The organism is Magnetospirillum sp., from assembly GCA_027532905.1.
Taxonomy (GTDB): Bacteria; Pseudomonadota; Alphaproteobacteria; order CACIAM-22H2; family CACIAM-22H2; genus Tagaea.
On the sequence record JAPZUA010000006.1, the window covers coordinates 151,386 to 176,125 of the forward strand.

19 protein-coding genes, 1 tRNA gene and 2 pseudogenes are annotated in these 24,740 nt (G+C 64.8%); 17 read left to right on the top strand and 5 right to left on the bottom strand.

Annotated features, from left to right (window positions below):
• On the bottom strand, positions 1-2,958 hold the full coding sequence (locus O9320_19395; protein ID MCZ8313019.1) for a bifunctional [glutamine synthetase] adenylyltransferase/[glutamine synthetase]-adenylyl-L-tyrosine phosphorylase: 2,958 nt from the start codon (positions 2,956-2,958) through the stop codon (positions 1-3).
• Between the two features lie 93 nt (positions 2,959-3,051).
• On the opposite strand from O9320_19395, the gene O9320_19400 reads away from it, so the two are divergent.
• The 3 genes and pseudogenes from O9320_19400 to O9320_19410 all read left to right on the top strand — a co-directional run bounded on the left by O9320_19400 (position 3,052) and on the right by O9320_19410 (position 8,200).
• Positions 3,052-6,276, top strand: coding sequence for an AsmA-like C-terminal domain-containing protein (locus O9320_19400; GenBank protein MCZ8313020.1), 3,225 nt, complete (start codon positions 3,052-3,054; stop codon positions 6,274-6,276).
• 379 nt (positions 6,277-6,655) lie between these two features.
• A pseudogene (locus O9320_19405) lies at positions 6,656-6,950 on the top strand (HigA family addiction module antitoxin).
• A gap of 134 nt (positions 6,951-7,084) precedes the next feature.
• Positions 7,085-8,200, top strand: coding sequence for an alginate lyase family protein (locus O9320_19410; protein MCZ8313021.1), 1,116 nt, complete (start codon positions 7,085-7,087; stop codon positions 8,198-8,200).
• A gap of 7 nt (positions 8,201-8,207) precedes the next feature.
• Here O9320_19410 and tyrS read toward each other — a convergent pair whose 3' ends face one another.
• Positions 8,208-9,458 (bottom strand): tyrosine--tRNA ligase, encoded by a 1,251-nt coding sequence (tyrS, locus tag O9320_19415; GenBank protein MCZ8313022.1) that lies wholly within the window; start codon positions 9,456-9,458, stop codon positions 8,208-8,210.
• A gap of 353 nt (positions 9,459-9,811) precedes the next feature.
• A pseudogene (locus tag O9320_19420) lies at positions 9,812-10,429 on the bottom strand (alpha/beta hydrolase).
• Between the two features lie 189 nt (positions 10,430-10,618).
• Here O9320_19420 and cysE point away from each other — a divergent pair.
• From cysE to O9320_19490, 14 genes are all read left to right on the top strand, one after another.
• Complete coding sequence (gene cysE / locus O9320_19425) at positions 10,619-11,344, top strand: serine O-acetyltransferase (protein ID MCZ8313023.1); 726 nt, start codon at positions 10,619-10,621, stop codon at positions 11,342-11,344.
• A gap of 18 nt (positions 11,345-11,362) precedes the next feature.
• Positions 11,363-11,839, top strand: a complete 477-nt coding sequence (locus O9320_19430) for an Rrf2 family transcriptional regulator (protein ID MCZ8313024.1) — start codon at positions 11,363-11,365, stop codon at positions 11,837-11,839.
• Positions 11,836-12,936: a cysteine desulfurase family protein gene (locus O9320_19435; protein MCZ8313025.1), complete on the top strand. Its 1,101-nt coding sequence runs from the start codon at positions 11,836-11,838 to the stop codon at positions 12,934-12,936. The genes O9320_19430 and O9320_19435 overlap by 4 nt, the downstream gene beginning before the upstream one ends.
• Positions 12,937-12,957: 21 nt before the next feature.
• Positions 12,958-14,217, top strand: coding sequence for an IscS subfamily cysteine desulfurase (locus O9320_19440; protein MCZ8313026.1), 1,260 nt, complete (start codon positions 12,958-12,960; stop codon positions 14,215-14,217).
• Positions 14,218-14,280: 63 nt separating this feature from the next.
• Positions 14,281-14,661, top strand: a complete 381-nt coding sequence (gene iscU, locus O9320_19445) for a Fe-S cluster assembly scaffold IscU (GenBank protein MCZ8313027.1) — start codon at positions 14,281-14,283, stop codon at positions 14,659-14,661.
• A 20-nt stretch (positions 14,662-14,681) separates the two neighbouring features.
• Positions 14,682-15,080 (top strand): iron-sulfur cluster assembly accessory protein, encoded by a 399-nt coding sequence (locus tag O9320_19450; GenBank protein ID MCZ8313028.1) that lies wholly within the window; start codon positions 14,682-14,684, stop codon positions 15,078-15,080.
• A 33-nt stretch (positions 15,081-15,113) separates the two neighbouring features.
• Positions 15,114-15,776, top strand: coding sequence for a Fe-S protein assembly co-chaperone HscB (hscB, locus tag O9320_19455; GenBank protein MCZ8313029.1), 663 nt, complete (start codon positions 15,114-15,116; stop codon positions 15,774-15,776).
• Positions 15,776-17,638 carry a Fe-S protein assembly chaperone HscA gene (hscA, locus tag O9320_19460; protein MCZ8313030.1) on the top strand — a complete coding sequence of 621 codons (1,863 nt, stop codon included), beginning with the start codon at positions 15,776-15,778 and terminating at the stop codon, positions 17,636-17,638. Before hscB ends, hscA begins: the two co-directional genes overlap by 1 nt.
• Before the next feature lie 42 nt (positions 17,639-17,680).
• Positions 17,681-18,019 (top strand): ferredoxin family 2Fe-2S iron-sulfur cluster binding protein, encoded by a 339-nt coding sequence (locus O9320_19465; GenBank protein ID MCZ8313031.1) that lies wholly within the window; start codon positions 17,681-17,683, stop codon positions 18,017-18,019.
• Positions 18,020-18,032: 13 nt separating this feature from the next.
• Positions 18,033-18,233, top strand: coding sequence for a Fe-S cluster assembly protein IscX (gene iscX / locus O9320_19470; protein ID MCZ8313032.1), 201 nt, complete (start codon positions 18,033-18,035; stop codon positions 18,231-18,233).
• On the top strand, positions 18,230-18,922 hold the full coding sequence (tenA, locus tag O9320_19475; protein ID MCZ8313033.1) for a thiaminase II: 693 nt from the start codon (positions 18,230-18,232) through the stop codon (positions 18,920-18,922). Before iscX ends, tenA begins: the two co-directional genes overlap by 4 nt.
• On the top strand, positions 18,919-20,040 hold the full coding sequence (gene mnmA, locus O9320_19480; protein MCZ8313034.1) for a tRNA 2-thiouridine(34) synthase MnmA: 1,122 nt from the start codon (positions 18,919-18,921) through the stop codon (positions 20,038-20,040). The genes tenA and mnmA overlap by 4 nt, the downstream gene beginning before the upstream one ends.
• Positions 20,041-20,246: 206 nt before the next feature.
• Positions 20,247-20,321, top strand: a tRNA-Met gene (locus tag O9320_19485).
• Positions 20,322-20,616: 295 nt separating this feature from the next.
• Positions 20,617-21,858: a site-specific integrase gene (locus O9320_19490; GenBank protein MCZ8313035.1), complete on the top strand. Its 1,242-nt coding sequence runs from the start codon at positions 20,617-20,619 to the stop codon at positions 21,856-21,858.
• Between the two features lie 104 nt (positions 21,859-21,962).
• Here O9320_19490 and O9320_19495 read toward each other — a convergent pair.
• Both O9320_19495 and O9320_19500 read right to left on the bottom strand, forming a co-directional pair.
• Positions 21,963-23,092, bottom strand: a protein-coding gene (locus O9320_19495; GenBank protein MCZ8313036.1) for an IS3 family transposase whose coding sequence is annotated in 2 segments (ribosomal slippage) — positions 21,963-22,831 and positions 22,831-23,092 — 1,131 coding nt in all. Because the reading frame shifts where the segments join, the coding sequence is not laid out codon by codon here.
• Between the two features lie 648 nt (positions 23,093-23,740).
• Complete coding sequence (locus O9320_19500) at positions 23,741-24,646, bottom strand: LysR substrate-binding domain-containing protein (GenBank protein MCZ8313037.1); 906 nt, start codon at positions 24,644-24,646, stop codon at positions 23,741-23,743.
• Positions 24,647-24,740: the final 94 nt, after the last annotated feature.

Consider the following 24,740-nt stretch of genomic DNA (forward strand, 5'->3'; position numbering starts at 1 on the left):
TCAAACAGCACCCGGAAGACGCTTGGCGAGCAAGGCGCGCACGTCTTGGGTGGTTCGAGACAGCTTGGCTTCCAACGCGGAAAAGTCAACCGTGCCTGCGGCCTTCGCGAGCAGCGTCTTGAGGGCGGCCGGGGCGTTCGCCACGTCGAGATCGTCGTCGAGCGTGAGGCGCAGCACGGCTTGGATTTCGGCATAGAGTGTTTGGGCCGCGTGCAGCAGATCGGCGTCGGCGGCCGCCAGCAGTTTTTTGCGTTTGAGATTGGCGATCGCGGTCGGCAGATGCGGGTCGACCGCGTCGGGTGCTTTGGCGGCACCGGCGAGCAGCGCATGCTGGACCAGAAACTCGACATCGACGAGGCCGCCGCGCCAATCCTTGATCTGCCAAACCGTCTCGGCCCGCCGTTCGCCCGCCATGCGCAGGCGCATGTCGGCGATTTCGGCGGCGAGTTTAGCCGGTGCCGTCTTGCGGTTGCGCGCCGCAGCGATGGCGCCAAGGGCGCGCGCGCCGAGCCCCGCATCGCCGCACACGAAGCGCGCGCGCGTGAGCGCCATATGCTCCCAGGTCCAGGCTTCGCCCGCGACGTAGTCGGAGAAGCCGCCGATCTCGGAGGCTAGCGGCCCCTTGGCCCCTTGCGGGCGCAGGCGCAAATCGATTTCGTAGAGGGCACCCTCGGCCGTCGCCACGCTGAGGGCCGAAACAAACCGGCTTGCGAGCCGTGCGAAATAATGGGACGGCGACAGCGGTTTGACGCCGTCGGATTCTTCGAGTTTGGCCGGATGCGAATAGACGAGAACGAGATCGAGGTCCGACGTCGCCGTCAACGCGCGGCCGCCGAGTTTGCCCAAGCCGAGGACTACGAAGCTTGCCCCTTTGAGGCGGCCATGCAGACGTGCGAATTCCGCCGCGCAGTCGGCGAGCAGGCTTGCGAGCGTGCAGTCGGCAAGATCGCTCAAGGCCGCACCGGCGGCCTCGGCGTCGAGTGTGCGCTTGAGCAGCTGAACGCAGATCTGGAACTGCAACTCGTGCTGCCAGCGGCGCGCAATGTCGAGCCGGTCCTGGAAGTCGCGGGCTTGGGCGTTGGCTGCCGCCAGGCTCGCGGCCAGCGCGGCCTTGCCGGGCGGCGGCGAAAAGAAGCCGGGGCTCAAAACCGCATCGAGCAGATGCACGTGGGTGGCGACGGCCTCGGCAAGGCGCGGTGCCGTCCCCATGATCTCGGCCGCAAGATCGATCAGCGACGGATTGGCCTGGAAAAGCGAGAAGAGCTGCACGCCCGCCGGCAGTTTTTCGAGGAAGCGGTCGAACCGGACGAAGCCCGCATCGGGCTGCGGCGTGCGCGCGAAGGCTTCGACCATACGGGGGGCTAGTTCGACCAGCAGATCGCGTGCGCGCGGCGTGCGCGTGCAGCGATAGCGCCCGGCATGCCAGCCGCGCACTGCGTTGGCGATCTTCGCACCCTCGCGATAGCCGAGCGCTTCGAGCGCCGCAAGTGTGGCCGGATCGTCCTCAGGGCCGCCGAACATGAGGCTTGGGGCCGCATCGCTTGCGGCCGCCGCGTCGGGCTCTTCGAACAGGTTCGAATAGGCGACGGCAACGCTGTCGAGCGTGCGCTTGAGCCTGTCGGCAAACGCCGCCTCGTCGGCAAACCCCATGAAGATCGACAGCCGCCGCCATTCGGCGTCGGTCGTCGGCAGCTTCTGCGTCTGCTCGTCGTCGAGCATCTGCAGGCGATGTTCGAGCGTGCGCAGGAAGACGTAGCATTCCGTCATCTCGTCGCGAACCGCGGGCGGGATGCGCCCCGATGCGGCGAGCGCTTCGAGTGCGGGTACTGTGGCGGGCACGCGAAACGCCGGATCGCGTCCGCCCCACACGAGCTGTTGGGTCTGGGCGAAAAACTCGATCTCGCGAATGCCGCCGCGGCCGGTCTTGATGTCGTGGCCGTGCAGGGCCACGGTTTCGCCGCCGCGATAGGCCTGGATCTGGCGCTTGATCTGGTGGATGTCGGCAAGGGCCGCGAAGTCGAGATGCTTGCGCCACACGAAGGGCCGGATCGCGGCGAGGAAGCGAGCCCCGGCAACGGCATCGCCGGCCGCCACGCGGGCTTTGATCATTGCCGCCCGCTCCCAGTTGAGGCCGATGCTCTCGTAGTAGGTTTCGGCCGCCAAGGTCGAAAGGGCGAGCGGGGTTGCCGCCGGATCCGGGCGCAGCCGCAGATCGGTGCGGAACACGTAGCCGTCGGCGGTGCGCGCCTCCATGATCTTCACAAGATTGCGCGCGAGCCGCACGAACACGGCCTGCAGCTCGTCCGGGTCCGGGCCTTTGGCGCGTTCGGCGTCGTAAAGCAGGATGAGATCGATGTCGGACGAGTAGTTGAGCTCGCCCGCCCCGAGCTTGCCCATCGCCAGCACCACAAGGCCGCTGCCGCTTTCCGGATCCGCCGGATCGGGCAACACAAGCCCGTCGCGACGGGCCGCTTCGCGCAACAGGAAGCGGCAGGCCAAACGCAATGCCGTGTCGGCGACGGTCGAAATCGCGGCCGTGATCTTGGCCAGGGGCCACACGCCCGCAATGTCGGCCGCCGCGATCGCCAAGGCGGCCTGCTTCTTGAACTGGCGCAAGCCCGCCATGAGGACGACCATATCGCCCGCATCGGCGAAATCCCGGCGGACAAGATCGCAGGCGGCGGCGAAGGCGACGTCGGGGCCTTTGGCAAACAGCCGGAGGGCGAATTCCGGATCGCCGAGCACGAGCCCGGCCAGATGCGGCGAGTTGCCGAACAACGCCGAAAAAGCCGTGCGGCCGGGCGGCTTGGCGGCGAGGGCCAGGGCCGCGCGCTTGGCGGTTTTGTCGGCGATTTCGTCCAAGGCTTCCGGCCAGCGCTCGAAGGCGCGGGCGGCGGCTTCCGCATCGGATGCAAGCGGCCATTTCGCTGCCGCAAATCCGGGGTACACTGACGCCATGCGGCGAATCCGTTCTGATCTGTGGCGGCGCAAAGCCAGTCTTGCGCCCGGCGATACGTTGGCCCGACGTCTGTCGTGGGGTCAAGCCGCACCATGAGCCACCCGATCCGCCTGTTCCTCGAACTGGTCGGCACGCTTGCGGCCTTGCTGCTGATCGCGACCGGCGTGCTGCTGTGGCGCCTGTCGGTGGGGCCGATCACGGTGCCGTTCGTCACACCCTTGCTGGAAGCGGCCCTGCAGGACAGCACCAGCGGCATGTCGATCGACGTGGGCGACACCTCGCTCGACTGGTCGGCCAGCAGCCGCTCGATCCAACTGCGCGTCTTGGATACGCGCGTGCTGGCAAGCGACGGCGCCGAGATCGTGCACATCCCCGAGGCGTGGCTGTCGCTGTCGATCAACCGGCTGCTGCACGGCGAGATCCAGCCCGAAGCTTTGCGCTTGCAGGGCCTGCGTTTGAATCTCGTCCGCACCGCCGATGGCCAGCTGCAGCTGAAGGATGCGCCGCCCGCCGCCGATGCCAATGAAGCAGGCGGCGAGGCCGTACCGCCCGAAGGCGGCAGCCGCTTCGTGACCTTTTTGATCGCCGAACTTGCGGCCCCTGCCGATACGAATCGGCCGCTTGGCCTGCTTGCCGAAGCGGTTTTCGCCGACACCACGATCGCGATCGACGATGCGGCAAGCGGCCTGCGCTTCGGCGTCGAAGGCGCCAATCTGGCCCTGCGCCGCTACGGCGGCGGCATCGGCTTGCAGGCCACCTTGCCCGCCGTGCTGGGGGCGCAACGGCTGCGCTTCGACGTCGACGCGCTCTACCGCGTTGCCGATTCTGCGATCGCGTTTTCGGTTGCGGCCGGTGCGATCAATGTGGCGGCCTTGGCCGACCTCGATCCGCGCCTGGCTGCCTTGCGCAACATCGACGCCACCGCCCGGCTCGATCTGCGATCGACGCTGACGCTCGACGGCACGCTCGGCCCCGTTTCGCTCGCCCTCGACGCCGACGGGCTGCAGCTGCGCGACCGCAGCTGGTTCGCGCAAGCCGTGACGCTCGACCGGGTGGGTTTGCGGGCGACGTTGGCGGGCGATCTCTCCCGCATCGATCTCGACGATCTCGTGCTGCGCGTCGGGGCGACCGAGATCCACGCGACCGCCGAAATCCCGTCGCCGTTCCAGCGTGCCCAGCTCGACGCCAAGGTCGATATCGCAGGGCTCACGACCGACGAACTCAAACGCCTGTGGCCGCTTTTTGCGAGCCCCAATGCGCGAACCTGGATCGCCGAAAACATCGCGGGCGGGCGCATCCCCTCGGCCAAGGCCGAGCTTTCCTTGCGCGGGCCCACTGCCGACTGGAACAAAGCCGCCGTCGAGAAACTGCGCTTCGAGTTTTCGGTCGAAGGGGCGGCCGTGACGTTCATCGACGGGCTGCCGCCGGTGCGCGGCGTGGCCGGCAGGGCCACGATGGACGCCAAGCGCCTCGAGATGCGCACGAGCGGCGGTGCCATCGGCGCCCTGCAGGTGGGCAACGGCAGCATGACGCTGACCGGCCTCGACCAAGCCTTGCAATATGCGGCGATCGAGGTGCCGGTTGTCGGCCCCGCACTCGAAGCCCTGCAGCTCGTCGACCGTGCGCCGCTCGGTTTCTTGAAGCGCATCGGCGAGCAGCCCGAAAGTTTCGGCGGGGCCGCCGACATGCGCATCGTCGCGCGCTTCCCGTTGCTGGCGGCCTTGAAGCTCGACGACATCGCGGTCGTGGCGAGCGGCCGGGTCGCCAATTTCACGCAGCGCAACGCGATCCTCGGCAACGACATCGAAAACGGCACGCTCACCTTCCGCGTCGATGCCAAGGGCCTCGATATTCGCGGGCCTGTGCGGCTTGCCGGGGCCGATGCCGAGATCGTCTATCGCCGCGAGTTCGAAGCGACCAACGGCCCGGTCGAAACCGCGACCGCGCGGGCGGCTGCCGTCTCCACCCGCACCGTCAACCGGCTCGGCTTCGATTTCGCACCTTATGCGGTCGGCCCCGTCGGCCTTGCGATGACCACGCGAGCGTTTCGCGACGGCAAGCGCGACATCGGCCTCGAGCTCGATCTGGCGGGCGTCGATTTCACCGTCCCCGAAATCGACTGGTCGCGGCCGCCCACATCCGGCACCAAGCTTGCGATGAATCTGCGCCTCGAGCGCGACGTTCTGCGCACGATCGAACGGCTCGATCTGGCGGGCGAGGGGCTTGCCGCCAAGGGCCGCATCGAGTTCGAACCGGACGGCCGCACGTTCAAAGCCGCCGACCTGCAGCGCCTGCTGCTGGCGGGCCGCATCGATCTCGATACGGCCGCGATCAAGCGCGAGGCGCCCGCGCGCGCGGGCGGCCTCACGACCAATGCGTTCGAAGGCAAGGGTGCCTTCTTCGATGCCCAGCCCTTTTTGGCCGACAAGACGCCGCCGGTCCCCGGCCGACCGGGGCTGCGCTTGGGCCTCGACATTGCGCGCGTGTCTCTGGGCGAGGGGCGCGATCTGTTCGGCTTTTCGCTGCACGGCCATCGCGACGACCTGCGGTGGCTGCAGCTCGAGATCACCGCCAAAACGCCGGCGCGCGTGCGGGCGGTGGCGAACAGCGATCTGGTCGTCTCGATCGTGCCCGGTGCGGACGGGCTTTTGACGCTGAAAGCCGCCGCCGACGATGCCGGCGCCTTGCTGGCGGCCCTCGACATCACGCCCAACGTCGTCGGCGGCACGCTGCGCATCGACGGCAAAGAGGACCCGGCCCGCGCCGACCGCGCGATCGTGGGCAAGATCGCGATCGAGGAATTCCGCGTCGTCAATGCGCCGGGTTTCGCGCGGCTCCTGTCGGTGGCTTTGCTCACGGGCGTGCTCGACTCTCTGCGCGGCGAAGGAATTGGCTTCCGGCGCCTGGATGCCGACATTGCCTGGGCCGATCCCAAGATCGAGATCAAGGACGGCCGCATGCATGGGGCCGCACTCGGCATCACCGCGCGCGGCCAGGTCGATCTGGCAGCCGACACGATGGACCTCGAAGGCACGTTGGTGCCCGCCTATGCGGTCAACTCGATCCTCGGCAACATTCCGCTGATCGGCCAGCTTTTGGTGGGCGAGCGCGGCTCGGGCGTGTTCGCGGCCAACTACCGTGCCTCGGGGGCGATGGCCGACGTGCAGACGAGCATCAATCCGCTCTCGACCCTCACGCCCGGCTTCCTGCGCCGCCTGTTCGGCGTGTTCTCGGGCGGCCCCGGCAGCGGTTCCGCCAACGGCCCCACCGACGGCCCGCCGGTCGATCCCTACATCACCAACGAAAACGTGCGCTGACACCTGTTTGGCGCCATCGACCCTGGTACGTTGCTTGAAAGTTCCAAGCGACATCTGCGCGACATTGACGCGGCATCCATGCGCCACTTGCGCGACATAGACGCGACATACGCGCGACATTTTTTTAGCCAAGTAATTGATAAATAATAATTCAGAAGACGAATCGCACGGGATTTGGTGGACGCTACATTTGCGCCCCGAATTTGAAGTCTCCAGCTGATTGAATCGAGCAATCTTCATAAAGGTAATATAGCATATCTAGGTTATAAAAGAAAAATGCTCTGACGGCTGTGATGGATCGTCGTATTGGGAAATCTGCACGCCCCGACAATGTTGGGACCGCGTGCAACCGTTGAGGAGCGAGGACGAGACGATGTTGATGCGCGCCGTATATCCGGGCGAAGTTCTCAAGGAGGAGTTGGAAGCGATGGGCGTTTCGCCGACGGCGCTGGCGCGCCAGATCGCAGTGCCCGCTCAATCGTGTGAGCCAGATCATTGCGGGCACGCGCGCCGTGACAGGGGACACGGCGTTGCGGCTCGGCCATTGGTTCGGCACCGGTCCGCAGTTCTGGCTCAATCTGCAGCGGGCGTATGAGATCAGCCTTGCGGCGAAAAAGGCGGGGCGCGCTATTGCGCGTTTGCCGGTTCGGACGGTGGCTTCCAACGCGGCGTAAATCAGCTGCATCATTTGCGATCCCGCAGCCTAAAGAGGCGGCATGCGAATGCGAAGAATTGCGACATAACGTGCTGTAATGCGGCCGTTTGCGGTCGCTTGCATGCGTGCGGTTCGCCGCTTAGCCTTGCGCGGATGAAACTTTTTTCCCGCCGTACCTTGTTGACCGCGTCCGCCACGATGCTTGCGGTCCCGTCGCTTGCCGTACCCGTTGGTCTTGCCCTAGTGCCGACCCGTTTTGCCAATCCTTACGAGGTCGCAGCGCTACGCGCGCGCAAGGGCAAACCGGGACCCGCCAACGCGCAATGCCCAGCGATGTCGCCGCCGGCGCGCGATCTCGTGGTGCCCGATTTCTATGCCGATCCGCCGATCTACAGCCGGATCGACCGCGACCGGCTGGAAGCGCGCAACGCGCTGGTGCGGCCGATCGAGGCGATCAGTCGCAACTTAACGTCGAGCGCGGACCGCTGGGCGCAAAGCGTGCCTGCCGACGCGCGTCACGCGTCTTGTGCAGTCGCGATTCTCGATGCGATGGCTCAGGCGGATTCGACCCTCGGCCAGGTCAATATCCAAGGCGGGTTTGAGCGCAAATGGATGTTCTGTGCGCTGGCGTTAGCACATCTAAAGATCGTTTCTGCTGAAGAATACAGCGAAGCCGCGCAAGACCGCGTGCGCACCTGGTTCGCGCGCTATCTGCCGCACTTGCGCGAAACCTACGACAAGCCGCCGGGGCGTGGACCTGCCCCTTCGATGCAGCTCAACAACCACGCGACCTGGGCTGGGATCTGCGCGATGGCGCTGGCGCTCGCCGTCGGCGACGAAGCGACCTGGCACTGGGGAATTTCGCGCATTCGCCTGACGCTTGACCAGGTCGATGCGCAAGGCTTCTTGCCGCTCGAAGTTCTGCGCGGTGCGAAAGCGTTGCACTATCACAGCTTCACGCTGGGGCCGCTGGCGCTGGCGGCGTTTCTGGCGCGGCCCAACGGCGTCGATCTGGCGGGTGCCGCCGACGGGCCGTTCCACCGCCTCGCCAAGCGGACGCACGATGCCTATGTGGATCCCTCGGCGTTCGAAGCGCGCACGGGCAAAACGCAGGAGCCTTTCTCCAGGTTCTACGACATGGCATGGGTCGAGATTTACGCGGGCGAATTCGCTAGGCCCGAATTCGCGGCGGCATTGGGCGACCGACGCCCGCAGTTCCAGTCTTGGCTGGGCGGTGATCTCACGCTCTGGCACGCCAAGGATCGCTAGGCGCGGCTCAGCCGAGCTTCACCAACGCATGCCGCTTCTTGCCGGCCGTCAGTTTGAGCGTGCCGTCTTGCGACAGCGCGTCTGCCGTCACGCGCAGCGTGTCGTCTTCGACGATCGCGTCGTTGAGTTTGGCACCCTTGCCTTGCACGAGGCGGCGGGCTTCGCTTTTCGACGTTGCGAGGTTCGCGCGCACCAATAGGTCCAAGATCGGGATTCCCGCCGCGAGTTCGGCTTGCGGGACCGCGACCGTCGGCAGGCCTTCGCTTGAGCCACCTTGTTCGAAGGTTTGGCGTGCGGTCTCGGCCGCTTGGGTGGCCGCGTCGCCGCCGTGGCAGAGTTTCGTCGCTTCGAAGGCCAGGATCTTTTTGGCTTCGTTGATCTCCGCACCGGCAAGCTTTTCGAGTTTCGCGATTTCCGATAGCGGCAGGTCGGTGAATAGCTTCAGGAAGCGCGTCACGTCGGCGTCTTCGGTGTTGCGCCAGTATTGGTAATATTGGAACGGCGACAGGCGCTCTTTGTTGAGCCACACCGCCCCGTCGGCGGTCTTGCCCATCTTGCCGCCCGAGGCGGTCGTCAGCAGCGGCGTGGTAAGGCCGAACAGATCGAGGCCCGCCATGCGGCGGCCGAGCTCGGCGCCCATCACGATGTTGCCCCACTGGTCCGAGCCGCCCATTTGCAGGGCCACGCCGTAGCGCTTGGCAAGCTCGACGAAGTCGTAGCTCTGCAGCACCATGTAGTTGAATTCCAGGAACGACAGCGGCTGGTCGCGCTCGAGCCGCGTCTTGACCGAGTCCATCGTCAGCATGCGGTTGACCGAAAAATGCCGGCCGACGTCGCGCAGCAGCGGGATGTACGCAAGCGTGTCGAGCCATTCGGCATTGTCGGCCGACAGCGCTTGGGTTTCGCCGAAGACGAGGAACTTGTCGAAGATGCGCCTTATGCCGACGATGTTGGCGGCGATGTCCGCCTCGGTCAGCAATTTGCGCGCGGTGTCTTTGCCCGACGGATCGCCGATCTTGGTGGTGCCGCCGCCCATCAGCACCAGCGGGCGATGGCCCGTGCGCTGGAACAGGCGCAGCAGCATGATCTGCACGAGGCTGCCTGCGTGCAGCGAGTCGGCCGTCGCGTCGAAGCCGATATAGGCGACCTGCGGCGTGCCGCTCGCAAGCCGCGCATCGAGGGCGGCCTCGTCGGTGATCTGGTGCACGAAGCCGCGGGCCTTGGCCTCGCGCAGGAAGTCGGATTTGGGCTCTGTCATGGCGGATGCGGGCTTAGCACGCGCGCGTGCCACCTATAAAGGGGCACGCGTCGCGCTGTCATTGCGCGAGGCAGCTATTTCTTGCCGGGCTTTTTGGCGGCCGGTTTGGTCTTGGCCGGCGCGGGCTTGGCCGGTGCGGGCTTGGCGGGGGCGGCGGCTTTTGCTGCCGAAGCCTTGGCCGGGGGCGCTTTGGCCTCTGCTTTGGCGTCGGCCTTGGCGGCGGCGGCATTGCGCGCGGTCGTGCGCGCCGAGATTTGCGTCGGCGGCAGCGGCGAGGGCAGCTTCTTGTCGACCTGCACCGGCGGCGGCGGCGGCGGCGGCGGGGGCGGCGGGATGGGGACGGGCTGGCTCGAATATTCGTTCACCATCGTCTCGAGCTTGTCGAGCCGGTCGGTGAAGAAGTGGTTCGCACCCTTGATCACGCGGTAGTCCACGCGGATGTCGCGCTGCTTGGCGAGCTTGTCGACGAGTTTGACGACCGATTCCTCGGGCACGACTTCGTCTTTGTCGCCCTGCACGATGAGGCCCGACGACGGGCACGGGGCGAGGAACGTGAAATCGAACACGTTGGCGGGCGGGGCCACGGCGATGAAACGGTCGATCTCGGGCCGGCGCATCAGCAACTGCATGCCGATCCATGCGCCGAACGAAAAGCCGGCAACCCAGCAGCTTGCGGCGTTCGGGTTGGTCTGCTGCAGCCAATCCAGCGCCGAGGCGGCGTCCTGCAATTCGCCTTCGCCGCGGCCGTAAACGCCCTGGCTGCGGCCCACGCCGCGGAAATTGAAGCGCATCGTCGAAAAGCCGCCCTTGAGGAACGCCTGGTTCAACGTATAGACGACCTTGTTGTGCATGGTGCCGCCATGCTGGGGATGCGGATGCAGCAGCAACGCGATGGGTGCACGCTCGCTCGGCCCCTGGACGAAGCGGCCTTCCAACCGGCCGTCGGCCCCGTTGATAATGACGTCGGGCATCGTTCCTCCAGATACACCGAAAACCCGCGTTGGGTAGTCGGGTATATTCGTGCCGCTTGCGGCGATTGAACAAAAAGATACTTGATCGGACTAGTCGGGTAACCTAAATTCTTGAGCAACGGCGTAGGACATTACGGGGCGTCGTAGATGTTCGGCCCCTCTTCAGCCGCAGATTAGGCAGTCAACCCGATGGTTTTCAAGGCTATTCGCTCCGACTTGGACGCCGTTCTGGCGCGCGACCCCGCTGCGCGCTCGCGTCTGGAAGTGATTTTGAGCTATCCGGGCTTCCACGCGGTGCTGCTGCACAGGCTCGCCCATCGCGCTTGGTCGGCCGATTTCAAGCTGCTCGGGCGGCTGATTTCGGGCCTTGCGCGGTTTTTGACCGGCATCGAGATCCACCCGGCCGCCAAGATCGGGCCGCGCTTTTTCGTCGACCACGGCATGGGTGTGGTAATCGGCGAGACGGCCGAGATCGGCGCCGACGTGACCCTCTATCAGGGTGTGACGCTCGGCGGCACGTCGCTCGACCATGGCAAGCGCCATCCCACGCTCGAAGACGGCGTGATTGTGGGGGCCGGTGCCAAGATCCTGGGGCCGTTCACGGTCGCCAAGGGTGCCCGCGTGGGCTCCAACGCCGTGGTGCTCGAGGCGGTTCCGGCCGGGGCCACGGTCGTGGGTATTCCGGCGCGCATGGTCGGCCGGCCGAAGAACGACGATTTTTGCGCCTATGGGGCGACCGGCGAGATCGCCGATCCGGTGGCGCGTGCGCTCGACCGCATGGAAGGCGAGATGGGTGCTTTGCGCGCGCGCATCGCCGAGCTCGAAGGCCGCGTGGCGGCCCAGCGCGACGAGCTCGATGCGCGGGATCTCGAAGCCGCCCGCTTTGAATCTTCACCGGCCAAGTTCGATCGATAGATCCGAGGAATCGCAAGCATGAAACTCAGCACCAAAGGGCGCTATGCGGTGATGGCGATGGTCGATCTGGCCAATGCCAGCAAGGGCCAGCCCGTTGCCCTTGCCGACATTGCCGAGCGGCAGGAAATCTCGCTGTCCTATCTCGAGCAGCTGTTCGCCAAGCTGCGGCGCAGCGGGCTCGTGCGCTCGGTGCGCGGGCCCGGCGGGGGCTATCTGCTGGCGCATGCCAGCGAAGCCACGCGCGTTGCCGACATCATCATGGCCGTCGACGAGCCGATCCGTGCGACGCGCTGCGCTTCGCACTCGCCGGTCGGCTGCCGCGTCGACAAGAGCCGGTGCCTGACCCACGATCTGTGGGAAGAGCTCGGCAACCAGATTCACCATTATTTGTCGCGCGTGAGCCTCGCCGACGTGTGCGCACGCCGCGTGGGCGGTACGGCCGGCAATCTGCCGAGCCCTGGGCAAGCTTGCGGCGAGATGGCTGCCGCCGAATGACCGTGCCCGTCTATCTCGATTGGAATGCGACCACGCCACTGGTGCTGGAAGCGCAGGCAGCGATGCTCGATGCGTTTGCCGAGGTCGGCAATCCGTCGTCGGTGCATGCGGCGGGGCGTGCCGCGCGTCGGCGCGTGGAGACTGCGCGCGCCCAGCTCGGCGAAGCGATCAATGCCGGGCCCGCGCGCATCGTGTTCACGGGCAGCGGCACGGAAGCCAATGCCGCCGCCTTGCACGGTTTCCCGCCTGAGGCGTGCCTTGTGTCGGCGATCGAGCATGATTGCGTGTTCGCCCCCCTCAACGGTGCCGCAGCAATCCCAGTCGACCGCGACGGCGTGGTCGATCTTGCCGCTCTCGAAACATTGATCGCGACCACGCGTCCGCGCCTCGTGGCGGTGATGCTGGCCAACAACGAAACCGGTGTGGTGCAGCCGATCGCCGAAGTGGCCCGGCTGTGCCGGGCGGCGGGCGTGCGGCTGCATTGCGATGCGGTGCAGGGCCTTGGCAAGATCGCAGTCGATTTTGCCGCCCTCGGCGTGGATACGCTGGCGCTGTCGGCGCATAAATTGGGCGGCCCGCAGGGTGTGGGCGCCCTCGTGGTGCGCGACGGTGTGGCGATCAACCCATTGCTGCGCGGCGGCGGCCAAGAGCTTGGCCTGCGCGCGGGCACGCACAACGTGGCCGGCATTGCGGGCTTTGGGGCGGCAGCGGCCGCCGCAACGCCGCTCGCCGCCGATCTGCGCGACCGTTTGGAAGCGAATTTGCGCGCAGTTTGGCCGCACGTGCAAATTCATGGCGCTGGCGCACCGCGTCTGCCGAATACGAGTTCGATCGGCCTTGCCGGGGTGGCCGCCGAGACCCAAGTTATGGCTCTTGACCTTGCGGGCTTTGCCGTGTCGGCGGGGGCTGCGTGCTCGTCGGGCAAGGTCAAGACGAGCCGCGTGCTCGCCGCCATGGGGGCCGGCGCCGCCGCCGGCGACGCCATCCGCGTGTCGCTGGGGCCGACCACGACGCCCGACCATATCGATGCTTTCGCCGCAGCCTGGGTCGCACTTGCAAAGCGCCTCGGCAGCAAGCAACCGCTACAAGCCGCCTGACCGAACTGGAGCCAGCGACACATGAACACCGCCCTAAAGACCGCCGCATCCGACGACCGCGCCAACGCGCCGCGCCGCCCGGTCTATCTCGACTACCAGGCGACGACGCCGATGGATCCGCGCGTGCTCGAAGCGATGATGCCGTATTTCACCGAGAAATTCGGCAACCCGCACAGCCGCAACCACGAATACGGCTGGGAAGCCGAAGAGGGCGTTGAAAAAGCGCGCCAGCAGATCGCCGATCTCATCGGCGGCGACGAGCGCGAGATCGTGTTCACGTCGGGTGCGACCGAGTCGAACAATCTTGCGATCAGCGGTGTCGCGCGCTTCTACAAGGACCAGCGCGACCATATCGTGACCCTCGTGACCGAGCACAAATGCGTGCTCGACACGTGCCGCCATCTCGAACAGGAAGGCTTCAAGGTCACGTATCTGCCCGTGCTGCAGAACGGGCTCGTCGATCTCGCGGCGCTCGAAGCCGCGATCACCGAGCGCACGGTCATCGTCTCGATCATGGCCGCCAACAACGAGATCGGCGTGATTCAGCCGCTCGCCGAAATCGGCGCCTTGTGCCGCAAGAAGGGTGCCTTCTTCCACACCGACTGCGCGCAGGCCTTCGGCAAGATCCCGCTCGACGTGGAAGCCATGAAGATCGATCTCATGTCGATCTCGGGCCACAAGATCTACGGGCCCAAGGGGATCGGTGCTTTGTTCGTGCGTCGCCGGCCGCGCGTGCGCCTGCAGGCGATGATCCATGGCGGCGGCCAGGAGCGCGGCATGCGCTCAGGCACCCTGCCAACGCCGTTGTGCGTGGGTCTCGGCAAAGCCGCCGAGCTTGCGAAGAACGAAATGGCGGCCGAAGCCACGCGCATGAAAGCGCTGCGCGACCGTTTCATGGCCACGATCAACGCCAAGCTGCCCGAAGTGTTCCTGAACGGCGATCTCGAAAACCGCCTGCCGAGCAATCTCAACCTCTCCTTCGCCTATGTCGAAGGCGAGGGGCTGATGATGGGCATCAAGGATCTCTCGGTCTCGTCGGGCTCGGCTTGCACGTCGGCGTCGCTCGAACCCAGCTACGTGCTGCGGGCCCTTGGCGTGGAAGAGGAGCTGGCGCATACGAGCCTGCGCATCGGCTTCGGGCGTTTCACGACGGAAGCCGAGGTCGACTACGCGGCCGAGCGCATCATCCAGGCCGTGTCGAAACTGCGTGCCATGAGCCCGCTTTGGGAGATGGCGCAGGACGGCATCGACATCAAATCCATCCAATGGGCAGCGCACTGACACGCCCCCGCTGACGTTGGCGCCCGAACCCGCTATAACCCCCTCGAACCAGGAGTCTCCACCATGGCCTACAGCGAAAAACTGATCGATCATTTCGAAAATCCGCGCAATGTCGGCGCTTTCGACAAGGGCGACGACAGCGTGGGCACGGGCCTTGTGGGCGCCCCCGCCTGCGGCGACGTGATGAAGCTGCAGATCAAGGTCGGTCCCGACGGCATCATCGAAGACGCCAAGTTCAAGACCTTCGGCTGCGGCTCGGCGATCGCGTCGTCGTCGCTCGTGACCGAATGGGTCAAGGGCAAGACGGTCGACGAAGCCGCGACGATCAAGAACACCGACATCGCCAAGCATCTCGCTTTGCCGCCGGTGAAAATCCACTGCTCGGTGCTGGCCGAAGACGCGATCAAGGCCGCGATCGAGGATTACCGCAAGAAGCACGCCTAAAAAGCGAAGGACGTTCCGTCATGAGCGAACCCACCGCCGCCCCCGTTGCTGCCGCCGCACCGCCCAAGCGCAGCCCCCGCGTGCGCCCGCCGCCGATTACGGTAACCGAGGCGGCGGTGGAACGCGTGCGTGCGTTGCTCGATAAGCGCGGCAAGCCGTCGTTCGGCGTGCGCGTGGGCGTGCGCACGCGCGGCTGTTCGGGCATGACCTACACGCTCGAATATGCCGACGACAAAGGTCCGGCGGACGAGGTGGTGGAACCCGCCCAGGACATCAAAATCCTGATCGATCCGAAAGCCTCGATGTTCGTGTTCGGCACCGAGATGGATTTCGTCGAGGAAAAGCTGCAGTCGGGTTTCGTGTTCCGCAATCCGAACGAAAAAGGCCGCTGCGGCTGCGGCGAAAGCTTCCACATCTAAGCCCGCCCGCCGCTTTCCAACGCCGCCCGCAAAATGCAGATCACGCCGCTCGCACCCGATTCCGATTCTGCCCGGCCAGCTGCCGCCTTTGGCGCGTGCTGGTCGTGCCGCGGACCCGTGGCGGCGGCGGCTTTGTTCTGCGCCACCTGCAAGGCGATCCAGCCGCCGCAGCCGCTCGACCATTTTGCGCGGCTGGGGCTTAAACCCGGTTTCGACCTGCAAGTGCCGGTGCTCGACCAGCTCTATTTTGGCTTCCAGCGCCAATTGCACCCCGATCGTTTCGCCAATGCGGCCCCGCGCGCGCGCCAGATTTCGCAAAGCCAGGCGGTTGCCTTCAACGACGCCTACGAGACGCTGAAGAGCCCGCTGGCGCGTGCCACGTATCTGCTGGCCTTGCTCGGCCTGCCGATCGACGGCGAAGGCAGCCATACGATCCGCGACATGGAATTGCTCGACGACCAGCTCGAGCGGCGCGAAAAGCTGCACGAAGCGGCGGACGCCGCCGCTGTCGAAAAACTTGCCGTCGTCGCCCGCAACGATGCCGCCGCGTGCTTGGGCGAAATCGCAGCGGCCTTTGCGACCGGCGACTTGGCGGCAGCACGGCTTGCCACGCTGCGCCTCAAATATTTGGACAAATTCGCCGACGAGGCGCGCAATCGGCGCGCGTTGCTCGCCCTCAGATCGGAACCGGCCTGATGCTGCTGCAGATCTACGAACCCGGCCAGACGCCGCTGCCGCACGAAAACGAACAGGGGCTCGCGGTCGGCATCGATCTCGGCACCACGAATACGGTCGTGGCCCTGGCGCGCGACCAGAAGGCCGAGATCGTGCGCGATGCGCGCGGCTCAGGGCTCGTGCCCTCGGTCGTGGCGTATATCGACGGGGCCGATCCGCTGGTCGGCGAGATGGCGCGCCGCCAGTTGCTCGACCGGCCCGAAATCGTCGTCTCCTCGATCAAGCGGCTGATGGGGCGCGGCGCAGCCGATTTGGCGCGCTTGGGCGGCCAGCTCCCCTACGAGCTGGGTGCGGCTGCCGAAGGCGGCATGGCGCGCCTCAAGATCGGCGACCGGCTGCTTACGCCCGTCGAAATCAGCGCGGATATCTTACGTGCGGTCAAAGAACGTGCGGAACTTGCACTTGGCCGCAGTGTCGATCGCGCGGTCGTGACGGTGCCCGCCTATTTCGACGATGCGGCGCGCACGGCCACGCGCGATGCGGCCCGCCTTGCAGGGCTTGAAGTGCTGCGCCTGGTGGCCGAGCCCACGGCGGCAGCCCTTGCCTACGGGCTCGACAGCAAATCCGAGGGCGTTTTTGCTATCTACGACCTTGGCGGCGGCACATTCGATTTTTCGCTGCTGCGCCTGGAAAAAGGCGTGTTCCAGGTGTTGGCCACGGGCGGCGATGCGGCCCTTGGCGGCGACGATTTCGACCATGCGGTGGCGGCGAAGTTCTTGGCCGAGCGCGGCGGCGAATTCAGCCGCGACGAGGTCAAGCAAGCGCTGGCGACAGCGCGCCTCGCCAAGGAATGCGTGAGTTCCCAAGATCCGTGGGAAGGCGAGCTGATGCTCGATGCCGGCGACAGCAGCCACAGCCTTACGCGCGCCGAGCTCGAAAAGCTGATCGAGCCGCTGGTCGCGCGCACGCTCAAGATCGCGGCGGGCGTGCTCGAAGACGCCGGCGTGAAGCCCGAGGCGATCGACGGCACGGTGCTGGTGGGCGGCTCGACGCGTGTTCCGTTTGTACGCGCAAAAGTCGAAGAATTTTTCGGGAAAACCCCACTCGCCGACATCAACCCAGACGAGGTCGTGGCGGTCGGTGCGGCGTTGCAGGCCGAAGCGCTGACCGCGGGCTCGGACACGCTGCTGCTCGACGTGCTGCCGCTGTCGCTCGGGCTCGAAACGATGGGCGGCATCGTCGAGAAGATCGTCGAGCGCAACACGCCGATCCCGGTCGCGCGCGGCCAGGATTTCACCACGTACCAGGACGGCCAGACGGCCATGTCGTTCCATGTGGTGCAGGGCGAGCGCGAGATGGCCGACCAGACGCGCAGCCTCGCACGCTTCGAACTCGACGGCATTCCGCCGATGGTGGCCGGGGCCGCGCGCATCCGCGTGCGCTTTGCCGTCGACGCCGACGGGCTCCTGTCGGTCTCGGCTGAGGAATCGACGACCGGCCGCCAGGCGCGCGTCGAAGTGAAGCCGTCCTACGGCCTCACCGAAGACGAGATGGCCGATATGTTGCGCGCCTCCATCGACAATGCCGAAGCCGACATGGACCGCCGGTTGCTCACCGAAGCGCGCGTCGAAGCGCGCCGGGCGATCAACGCGCTCGAAGCAGCACTCGCGGTCGACGCCGATCTCCTGAGCGAGGCCGAGCGCGGCAGCATTGCGGCGGTGCAGGAAACGCTCGAGCGCGCGATGTCGCAAAGCGACCGGGCTTCCATCCAGGGGGCCGCCGAAGCGCTCGAGCACGGCACCAAGTTTTTCGCCGAACGGCGCATGGATCGCGGCATTCGCAAAGCGCTTGCGGGCCGCAACGTCGCCGAAATCGGCGGCTGACCTTCGAAAACTTCTAACCTCAACATAGAAAGCACGACGACCATGCCGAAGATGACCTTCATCCTGAACGACGGCACGCGCAAGGAAGTGGACGCACCCGTGGGCCTGTCCGTGCTCGAGATCGCCCACCGCAACGATGTGCCGCTCGAAGGTGCGTGCGAAGGGTCGCTCGCCTGCTCGACCTGCCACATCGTCGTCGACAAGGACGATTACGAGCGCCTGCCGGAAGCAAGCGAAGACGAAGAAGACATGCTCGACCTCGCCTTCGGCCTCACGCACACGTCGCGCCTGGGCTGCCAGATCACGATCACGGACGAGCTCGACGGGCTCACCGTGGCGCTGCCCACGGCCACGCGCAACATGATGGTCGATAAGGCCTAAAGGACCTGCCCCGATGAAGCTGCGCTGGACCGACGTCGCCGACATTGCGATCGATCTCGAGGAGGCGCATCCGGAGGCCGACGTCGAGAATCTGCGCTTCACCGATCTGTGGAAATGGGTGCAAGCGCTGCCGAACTTCGCGGACGATCCGAACAAATCGAACGAGAAGATTCTCGAAGCGATCCAGATGGCGTGGCTCAAGGAACGCGAATGACGCGTTCTCCCGCGTTCTTATCTTTATGGCATGAAGGTGGGCTGTTCGCGCGGCTGCGCAACGCGTGCATGCCCGCCTGGCAGGCCTATGTTGGGCACGATTTCGTGCGGCAATTGGGGGCGGGCACGCTGCCCAAACAGGCGTTCCAGCATTATCTGAAGCAGGATTACCTGTTCTTGATCCATTACGCGCGCGCTTGGGCGCTGGCCACGGCCAAGGCTTCGAGCCTCGCCGAAATGCGCAGCGCCAACGCCTCGGTCAAAGCGATCCTCGATATCGAGATGGGCCTGCACGTGGCGTTCTGCCGCGATTGGGGCATCGACGAAGCGGCGCTCGAAGCGACGCAAGAAGGCGAAGCCACGCTCGGCTACACGCGCTACGTTTTGGCGCGCGGGCTCGACGGCGATCTTTTGGACCTTGTCGTCGCATTGAGCCCCTGCGCGCTCGGCTATGCCGAGATCGGCCGCACGCTGGCCGCGCAGGCGACGGCGGAAAATCCGTATGCGGCGTGGATCGCGATGTATGCGGGCGACGAATTTTTCGGCGTCGCACGCGGTGTGGCTGACGAGGTGGATCGGCTTGGGCAGACGCGCGGCGGTGCTGCGCGTTTCGACGATCTTGCAAAAACCTTCGCGCAAGCCTGCCGCCTCGAGGCCGATTTCTGGCGCCAGGGATTGTCGGCTGCATGAGCGACACGGCGAACATCGCAGCGCAGGATATCGATCTTGCTCCCGGTGCACGCGTCGTCGTGGCGATGTCGGGCGGTGTCGACTCCTCGGTCGTCGCGGCCTTGCTCAAAGAGCAGGGCTACGACGTGGTCGGCGTCACGCTGCAGCTCTACGACCAGGGCGAGATGGCGAAGAAGAAGGGCGCTTGCTGTGCGGGCCAGGACATCTACGACGCGCGCAACGTCGCCGACCGCATCGGCATTGCGCACTACGTGCTCGACTACGAGAGCCGCTTCAAAGACGCTGTGATTGAGGATTTCGCCGACAGCTACGCGCGCGGCGAAACGCCCGTCCCGTGCGTGCAGTGCAATCGCACGGTCAAGTTCCGCGACCTGCTGTCGGTCGCGCGCGATCTCGGCGCTTCGGCCCTTGCCACCGGGCACTATGCGCGGCGGCTTGCGACGCCCAAGGGTGCCGAATTGCACGTGGCGGCCGATCCGTCGCGCGACCAAAGCTATTTTCTTTTCGCGACGACGCAAGAGCAGCTCGATTTCCTGCGCTTTCCGCTGGGCGGATTGCCGAAGAGCGCCGTGCGCGCGGCAGCCGAGCGGCTTGCCTTGCCGGTGGCAAGCAAGCCCGACAGCCAGGACATCTGCTTCGTGCCCGGCGGCAACTATCGCGAGATCGTCGCACGGTTGCGCCCCGAAGCCGCACGGCCCGGCGACATCGTGGACCAGGCCGGCACCGTGCTCGGCCGCCACGACGGCACGATCGGCTTCACGGTCGGCCAGCGTCGCGGCCTCAACATCGGTGCTCGCGATGCGGCGGCCGAACCGCTTTACGTGCTCGCGGTTGATGCGCAAGCCGCACGCGTGACGGTGGGGCCGCACGCCGCCTTGGCGCGCCGCGACATTGCACTTGCGCGCGCCAATTGGCTGGGCGGGCAAGTTTCAGAAGGGGCAGCGCTCGCCAAGATCCGTTCGACCACGGCGCCGAAGCCCGCGAAATTCGCGCGCGGGCCCGACGAAACGGCCCTGGTCACGCTTGACGATCCCGAATTTGGGGTTGCGGCCGGACAGGCGTGCGTCCTCTACGACGGCAGCCGCGTGCTTGGCGGCGGCTGGATTTCGCGCGGCTAGAACTCGCCGGCCGATAGTCGATCGGAGATTTTCGATACGTCGATGCGCGCGGTCCGAAGGCGCTCGCCGAGGGCTTGCGCGAGACCAAGCGCGACTGCGGCCGCGGCTTGTTTTCGCTGCGCGTGCGGTTATGGAAAGCCGCCCGGACGGGCTTGCGTCGGGCGCCTTGACAGGCCCCGCGACTGGCCTTAAACCGACCGCTCTTTGGCGGCGTAGCTCAGTGGTAGAGCAGGGGAATCATAATCCCTTGGTCGGGGGTTCAAATCCCTCCGCCGCTACCAATTTCCCTATTTGGGGTCGGTTTTTCGGGCCGCCAAATAGAATCATACAATCCACTGAAAACAAATCGTTTTTCGAGCGCTGAGGCAGCAGGTTTCAGCGGCAGTGTAGGAACCTGGTCAGTTTGGCGGTTGGAGTGGGGCTGGATTAATAATCCTATTTTCCCGCGAAAACCCTCAAATTCTTCCTCGCATTTTCCTCGCACGAGGCTTTTTTCAAGGGATCTTTGGGAACCAGAACCCGTCGTCGGCATTCGCATTTCTCTCAACCGGAAACGCGAAGGAGGGCTGTGGCCCCATGGCGATGATCTACAAAGTCCGTTGGAAACGGAAATCGGGCGAAATCTCGCAGCGCTGGTGCGTGGAGTGGACCAACGAAAAGCGCGAAAAGCGGCGCAAACTGTTCGCCAGCGCGCTGGACGCCAAACGCCATCGCCGATCGATCGAAAACGGCGGCGCTCCGTTTGAGGAGACCCAGATAACCTTTGCAAAAGCGGCCGACGATTTCATCGAAAGCCGTCGCAATCTGGGTCGCGAGCGCAGCACTTACGACATGTACGAGCGCCAAGTTCGAATGCATCTGGGGCCCTTGATCGGCGGACGCGATGTCCGCTCGTTGCGTCGTTCGGACTTTGTGAAGTTGCAGGAGGATCTGGTTGCCAAACTCAGTCGAAGTCTTGCACGTTCCGTCTTCATGACCGCCAAGTCGGTCATGGCGCATGTGGTTCGGCGCGAGTGGCGCGAGGGCGACCCTGCCACCGGCCTGCGGTTCGATCTGTCGTCCCGCGAAAAGGCGCGGATCGATGCGCCGCGCAAGTCGGACATTCAAGCGCTTCTCGATGCACTCGGCGGAAGCGAGATTGCGGCCGGAGCACCACCCACCCGCGGCTATGTCTTTGTCCGCGTGGCATTGGGTTCGGGCCTTCGGGCTTCCGAACTGCGTGGGCTTCGCGTAACCGATGTCGATCTCGTCGCGATTCCGCCAACTGTGACGGTCGCGCAACGCGCAGATCAATGGTGTCAAATCGGCCCGCCAAAGTCGCGAAACGGGCGGCGGACGGTGCCGATCGGGCCGGACCTCGCCATGCTGCTTCGCCGCTGGATCCCGCTGCGCAGCGTCGTAGCGTCGCCCCTGTTGTTTCCGGCCGAAAGCGGCCGTCCGATGGACATGTCCAACTTTCATATCCGCGTTTGGCGACCGGCGATGCGAAAGGCCGGTCTTGAGGATAGCGCAACGGGAAACGCGCGATGGACCTTCCATTTTCTGCGCCACATTTACGCGAGCCAACTGATCGAGATGAAGCTTAATCCCAAGCAAATCCAGATGCGCTTGGGTCATGGCTCCGTCCAAATGACCTTGGACACCTATGGGCACTTGTGGCGCGACACAGACAAGGAGATTCTTGAAGTTGCCGAGTTTGAACGCCGTATGCTGGGCATCAGCACGACACTGATACTGCCCGAGCCGCCAGTATCGGCGTTGTCCGTCAGCGACAACAGCGGTTCAGTCGTTAAGTCCGGGGAGGGGAGCAATGATTGAGCTCCACTTTCCGAGCGAAGGCCCTGCCTACGACATGGTCAAGAGAGCTGGCTCGGTTTGTTTGAACAGTTTTCCGGGTTTTATAAGTGGCGCCTCTGCCGGGTTTAGGCCGCCGCGAGAAGCGGCTGCCGTTTGAAGTACGCCCGATCCAGCGTTTGCCGGTCAAGGCTCGAGTGCGGACGCCGCGCCTTGTAGAACGCGATGTACCGCCCGAGCGACGCGCGGACCTCGCTCACCGTGTCGTAGGCGCGCAGATAGACCTCCTCGTATTTGATCGTCCGCCACAGCCGCTTGACGAATACGTTGTCGCGCCAGGCGCCCTTGCCGTCCATGCTGATCGCGATCTTCCGGCTACTGAGCGCGCCGGTGAATGCAGCACCAGTGAACTGGCTGCCCTGGTCGGTGTTGAAGATATCCGGCTTGCCGAACCGCGCCAGCGCTTCTTCGAGCGCTTCGACGCAGAACGCCGCCTCCATCGTGATCGACAGCCTCCACGCCAGCACACGGCGGCTGAACCAGTCGACCACCGCCGCCAGATACACGAAGCCTCGCGCCATCGGGATGTAGGTGATGTCCATCGCCCAGACTTGGTCAGGCGGCGTCACTGCCAACTTGCGCAGCAGATACGGATAGATCCGATGCCCCGGTGCCGGTCTCAACGTACTCGGGCGGCGATACAGCGCTTCGATCCCCATGCGCTTCATCAGGGTGGCGACGTGCAGGCGTCCGACAGCAATCCCCTCGGCAGCAAGCAGGTCGCGCAGCATTCGGCTGCCCGCAAAAGGGAACTCCAGATGCAGCGCGTCGATCCGGCGCATCAGCACCAGGTCGGGTACTGAGACCGGCCGTGGCAGGTAGTAGACGCTGCCCCGGCTGATACCCAGTGCTGCCGCCTGACGGGCGATCGGCAGATCGTGCGAACGGTCGATCATCGTCTTGCGCTCAGCAGGCCGGCTTTGCCGAGCGCACCTTCCAAAAAATCGTTCTCGAGCGTCAGCTCGCCGATCTTCGCGTGCAGAGACTTCACGTCGATCGCCGGCTCCGGCCGCGCCGCACGCCCGTCGAACACGGCAGACGCGCTTTCCAGAAGCTGCGCCTTCCACTGCGCGATCTGATTCGGGTGCACGTCGAAATGCTGCGCCAGCTCCGCCAGTGTCAGTTCGCCTTTAACTGTCGCCAGTGCCACCTTCGCCTTGAATGCCGGTGTGTGATTCAGGCGCGCTCGTCTGCTCATCTTCTTCTCCTGTCATGCGGCCATCCTGGCCGCCGTCAGGCAGAAACGCCACTTATCCCGCTGTGCAGATTTTCCGAGCCAGCTCTTTCGCACCTTCTATTGTCGACGCACTTGCCAAATGGGCTAATGAAACGAAAGGCAACAGACGCAAGCTGATGCAGGGCAGTCTACCAAAAATTCTCACTAAAGAGGTGATTGAGAATAGAAAGACTGACTTTGACCGTTGCGCATCTCAACCCTGAGCCCCCCGTCGGTGGCGATCCACAATCTTCCCTGCGCCCTCCGTCGGCCGCCACCACTATAGTCAACATGGGCTGACTCTTAAATCTCTGACCTTGCCGATCAAATACTTCGGAGCCAATAGTGCCCAGCTTCACCCGCTACGGCACGCCAGCGCTTGTTAAAACAGGCACTATTCACGAGACACGATTTTGAAGCGAGTGCTCGGTTGGCTTGACTGTGGGTCCGCCGAACCTGACGCATTTTATACTATCCGATCGCGTCAAAACTATTGTCGACAGTTTTCGTGCTAACTGGACTGTTTCCTGAAAACAAACCGAATTATGGGCAGCGCCTACCAGCTCACCTAGCTGGAACCAGAGTACGTTCGACAATGCAACAGATAGGTTCGGTTTGGTGTACCCGCGCTTAGGCGGCTTCCTGCGCCACTGCTTGAGCGCAGATCCAGTCGTGAAACTGCGCAGCCGCTGGGCTGAGCTTCCGGCCCTTCTGCCGAACGAGGTAGTAAGCGTACTCGGTCCGCTTCTCCTTCGAGAGCGGCGAGGCCAGCGTCCCTTGGCGCAGTTCTTCTTTGATAAACGACTGGATGAAGAGCGACACACCGACCGCATTCAAGGTAGCGCTGAGTTGGAAATGCCGGTCGCTCATCATCAAGCCGCGACTTCCGATCGTCTCCGCATCGGGCACGCCAACCGCCGCCAACCATTGCCGCCACATATTGTGATCATCGACATGCAGGAGCGTGTGATTCTTGAGATCGGCTGCGTCGCGCAGCGGTGTTTTCTTTAGAAGCTCGGGGCTGCATGCGGCGATCAGCGGCGCTTCGAGCAGGCGACGGGACTCCAGATGCGGCCATGCGCCCGCTCCCCATTGCACGGCGACGTCGGCGACTTCCGATGGATCCGACGCGGCCGAAAAAGTGTCGTTTTCGTGGCTGAAAGAGAGCTCGATCTTCGGATACTTGCTCCAGAAATCGGCCAAGCGGGGTGCTAGCCACCGGCTGGCGAACATCGGCAACACCGCCACCCGTACCACGGCGCGCGCCGGTACGTTCGCGACCGTCGCAAGCCCCGTCTTGATCGCGCGAAGCCCTTCGCGCACGAAGGGCACGAGCTTTTGCCCCGCTTCGGTCAGTCGCACGCCGCGCGCGGTTCGTTCGAATAGCTTGGCGCCGATATCTGTCTCCAGAATTTCGATGTGATAGCTGATCGCGCTTTGCGCAATTTTGAGCTCGGCCGCCGCTCGCGTGAGATTCCCCGCGCGTGCGACCGCATCGAAAACTTGAATGGCTTTGAGATGGGCGATTCGCGGCATTAGAGCCTCTGATTGCCTAATCTTACGCCCAGCGCCCGGCTTGTCATCTAAAATTTCGATGATACGGCGAAAGAATGAATTTCAGCGCGCCATG

What these genes read in the sequence shown, in the direction of transcription:
- iscU (MCZ8313027.1), top strand. Translation starts at nt 14,281, where the DNA reads ATGGCCTACAGCGAAAAACTGATCGATCATTTCGAAAATCCGCGCAAT.
- tyrS (MCZ8313022.1), bottom strand. Translation starts at nt 9,458, where the DNA reads ATGACAGAGCCCAAATCCGACTTCCTGCGCGAGGCCAAGGCCCGCGGC.
- O9320_19430 (MCZ8313024.1), top strand. Translation starts at nt 11,363, where the DNA reads ATGAAACTCAGCACCAAAGGGCGCTATGCGGTGATGGCGATGGTCGAT.
- O9320_19490 (MCZ8313035.1), top strand. Translation starts at nt 20,617, where the DNA reads ATGGCGATGATCTACAAAGTCCGTTGGAAACGGAAATCGGGCGAAATC.
- O9320_19435 (MCZ8313025.1), top strand. Translation starts at nt 11,836, where the DNA reads ATGACCGTGCCCGTCTATCTCGATTGGAATGCGACCACGCCACTGGTG.
- O9320_19450 (MCZ8313028.1), top strand. Translation starts at nt 14,682, where the DNA reads ATGAGCGAACCCACCGCCGCCCCCGTTGCTGCCGCCGCACCGCCCAAG.
- tenA (MCZ8313033.1), top strand. Translation starts at nt 18,230, where the DNA reads ATGACGCGTTCTCCCGCGTTCTTATCTTTATGGCATGAAGGTGGGCTG.
- O9320_19400 (MCZ8313020.1), top strand. Translation starts at nt 3,052, where the DNA reads ATGAGCCACCCGATCCGCCTGTTCCTCGAACTGGTCGGCACGCTTGCG.
- O9320_19395 (MCZ8313019.1), bottom strand. Translation starts at nt 2,958, where the DNA reads ATGGCGTCAGTGTACCCCGGATTTGCGGCAGCGAAATGGCCGCTTGCA.
- O9320_19500 (MCZ8313037.1), bottom strand. Translation starts at nt 24,646, where the DNA reads ATGCCGCGAATCGCCCATCTCAAAGCCATTCAAGTTTTCGATGCGGTC.
- hscA (MCZ8313030.1), top strand. Translation starts at nt 15,776, where the DNA reads ATGCTGCTGCAGATCTACGAACCCGGCCAGACGCCGCTGCCGCACGAA.
- mnmA (MCZ8313034.1), top strand. Translation starts at nt 18,919, where the DNA reads ATGAGCGACACGGCGAACATCGCAGCGCAGGATATCGATCTTGCTCCC.
- O9320_19465 (MCZ8313031.1), top strand. Translation starts at nt 17,681, where the DNA reads ATGCCGAAGATGACCTTCATCCTGAACGACGGCACGCGCAAGGAAGTG.
- O9320_19440 (MCZ8313026.1), top strand. Translation starts at nt 12,958, where the DNA reads ATGAACACCGCCCTAAAGACCGCCGCATCCGACGACCGCGCCAACGCG.
- cysE (MCZ8313023.1), top strand. Translation starts at nt 10,619, where the DNA reads ATGGTTTTCAAGGCTATTCGCTCCGACTTGGACGCCGTTCTGGCGCGC.
- iscX (MCZ8313032.1), top strand. Translation starts at nt 18,033, where the DNA reads ATGAAGCTGCGCTGGACCGACGTCGCCGACATTGCGATCGATCTCGAG.
- hscB (MCZ8313029.1), top strand. Translation starts at nt 15,114, where the DNA reads ATGCAGATCACGCCGCTCGCACCCGATTCCGATTCTGCCCGGCCAGCT.
- O9320_19410 (MCZ8313021.1), top strand. Translation starts at nt 7,085, where the DNA reads ATGAAACTTTTTTCCCGCCGTACCTTGTTGACCGCGTCCGCCACGATG.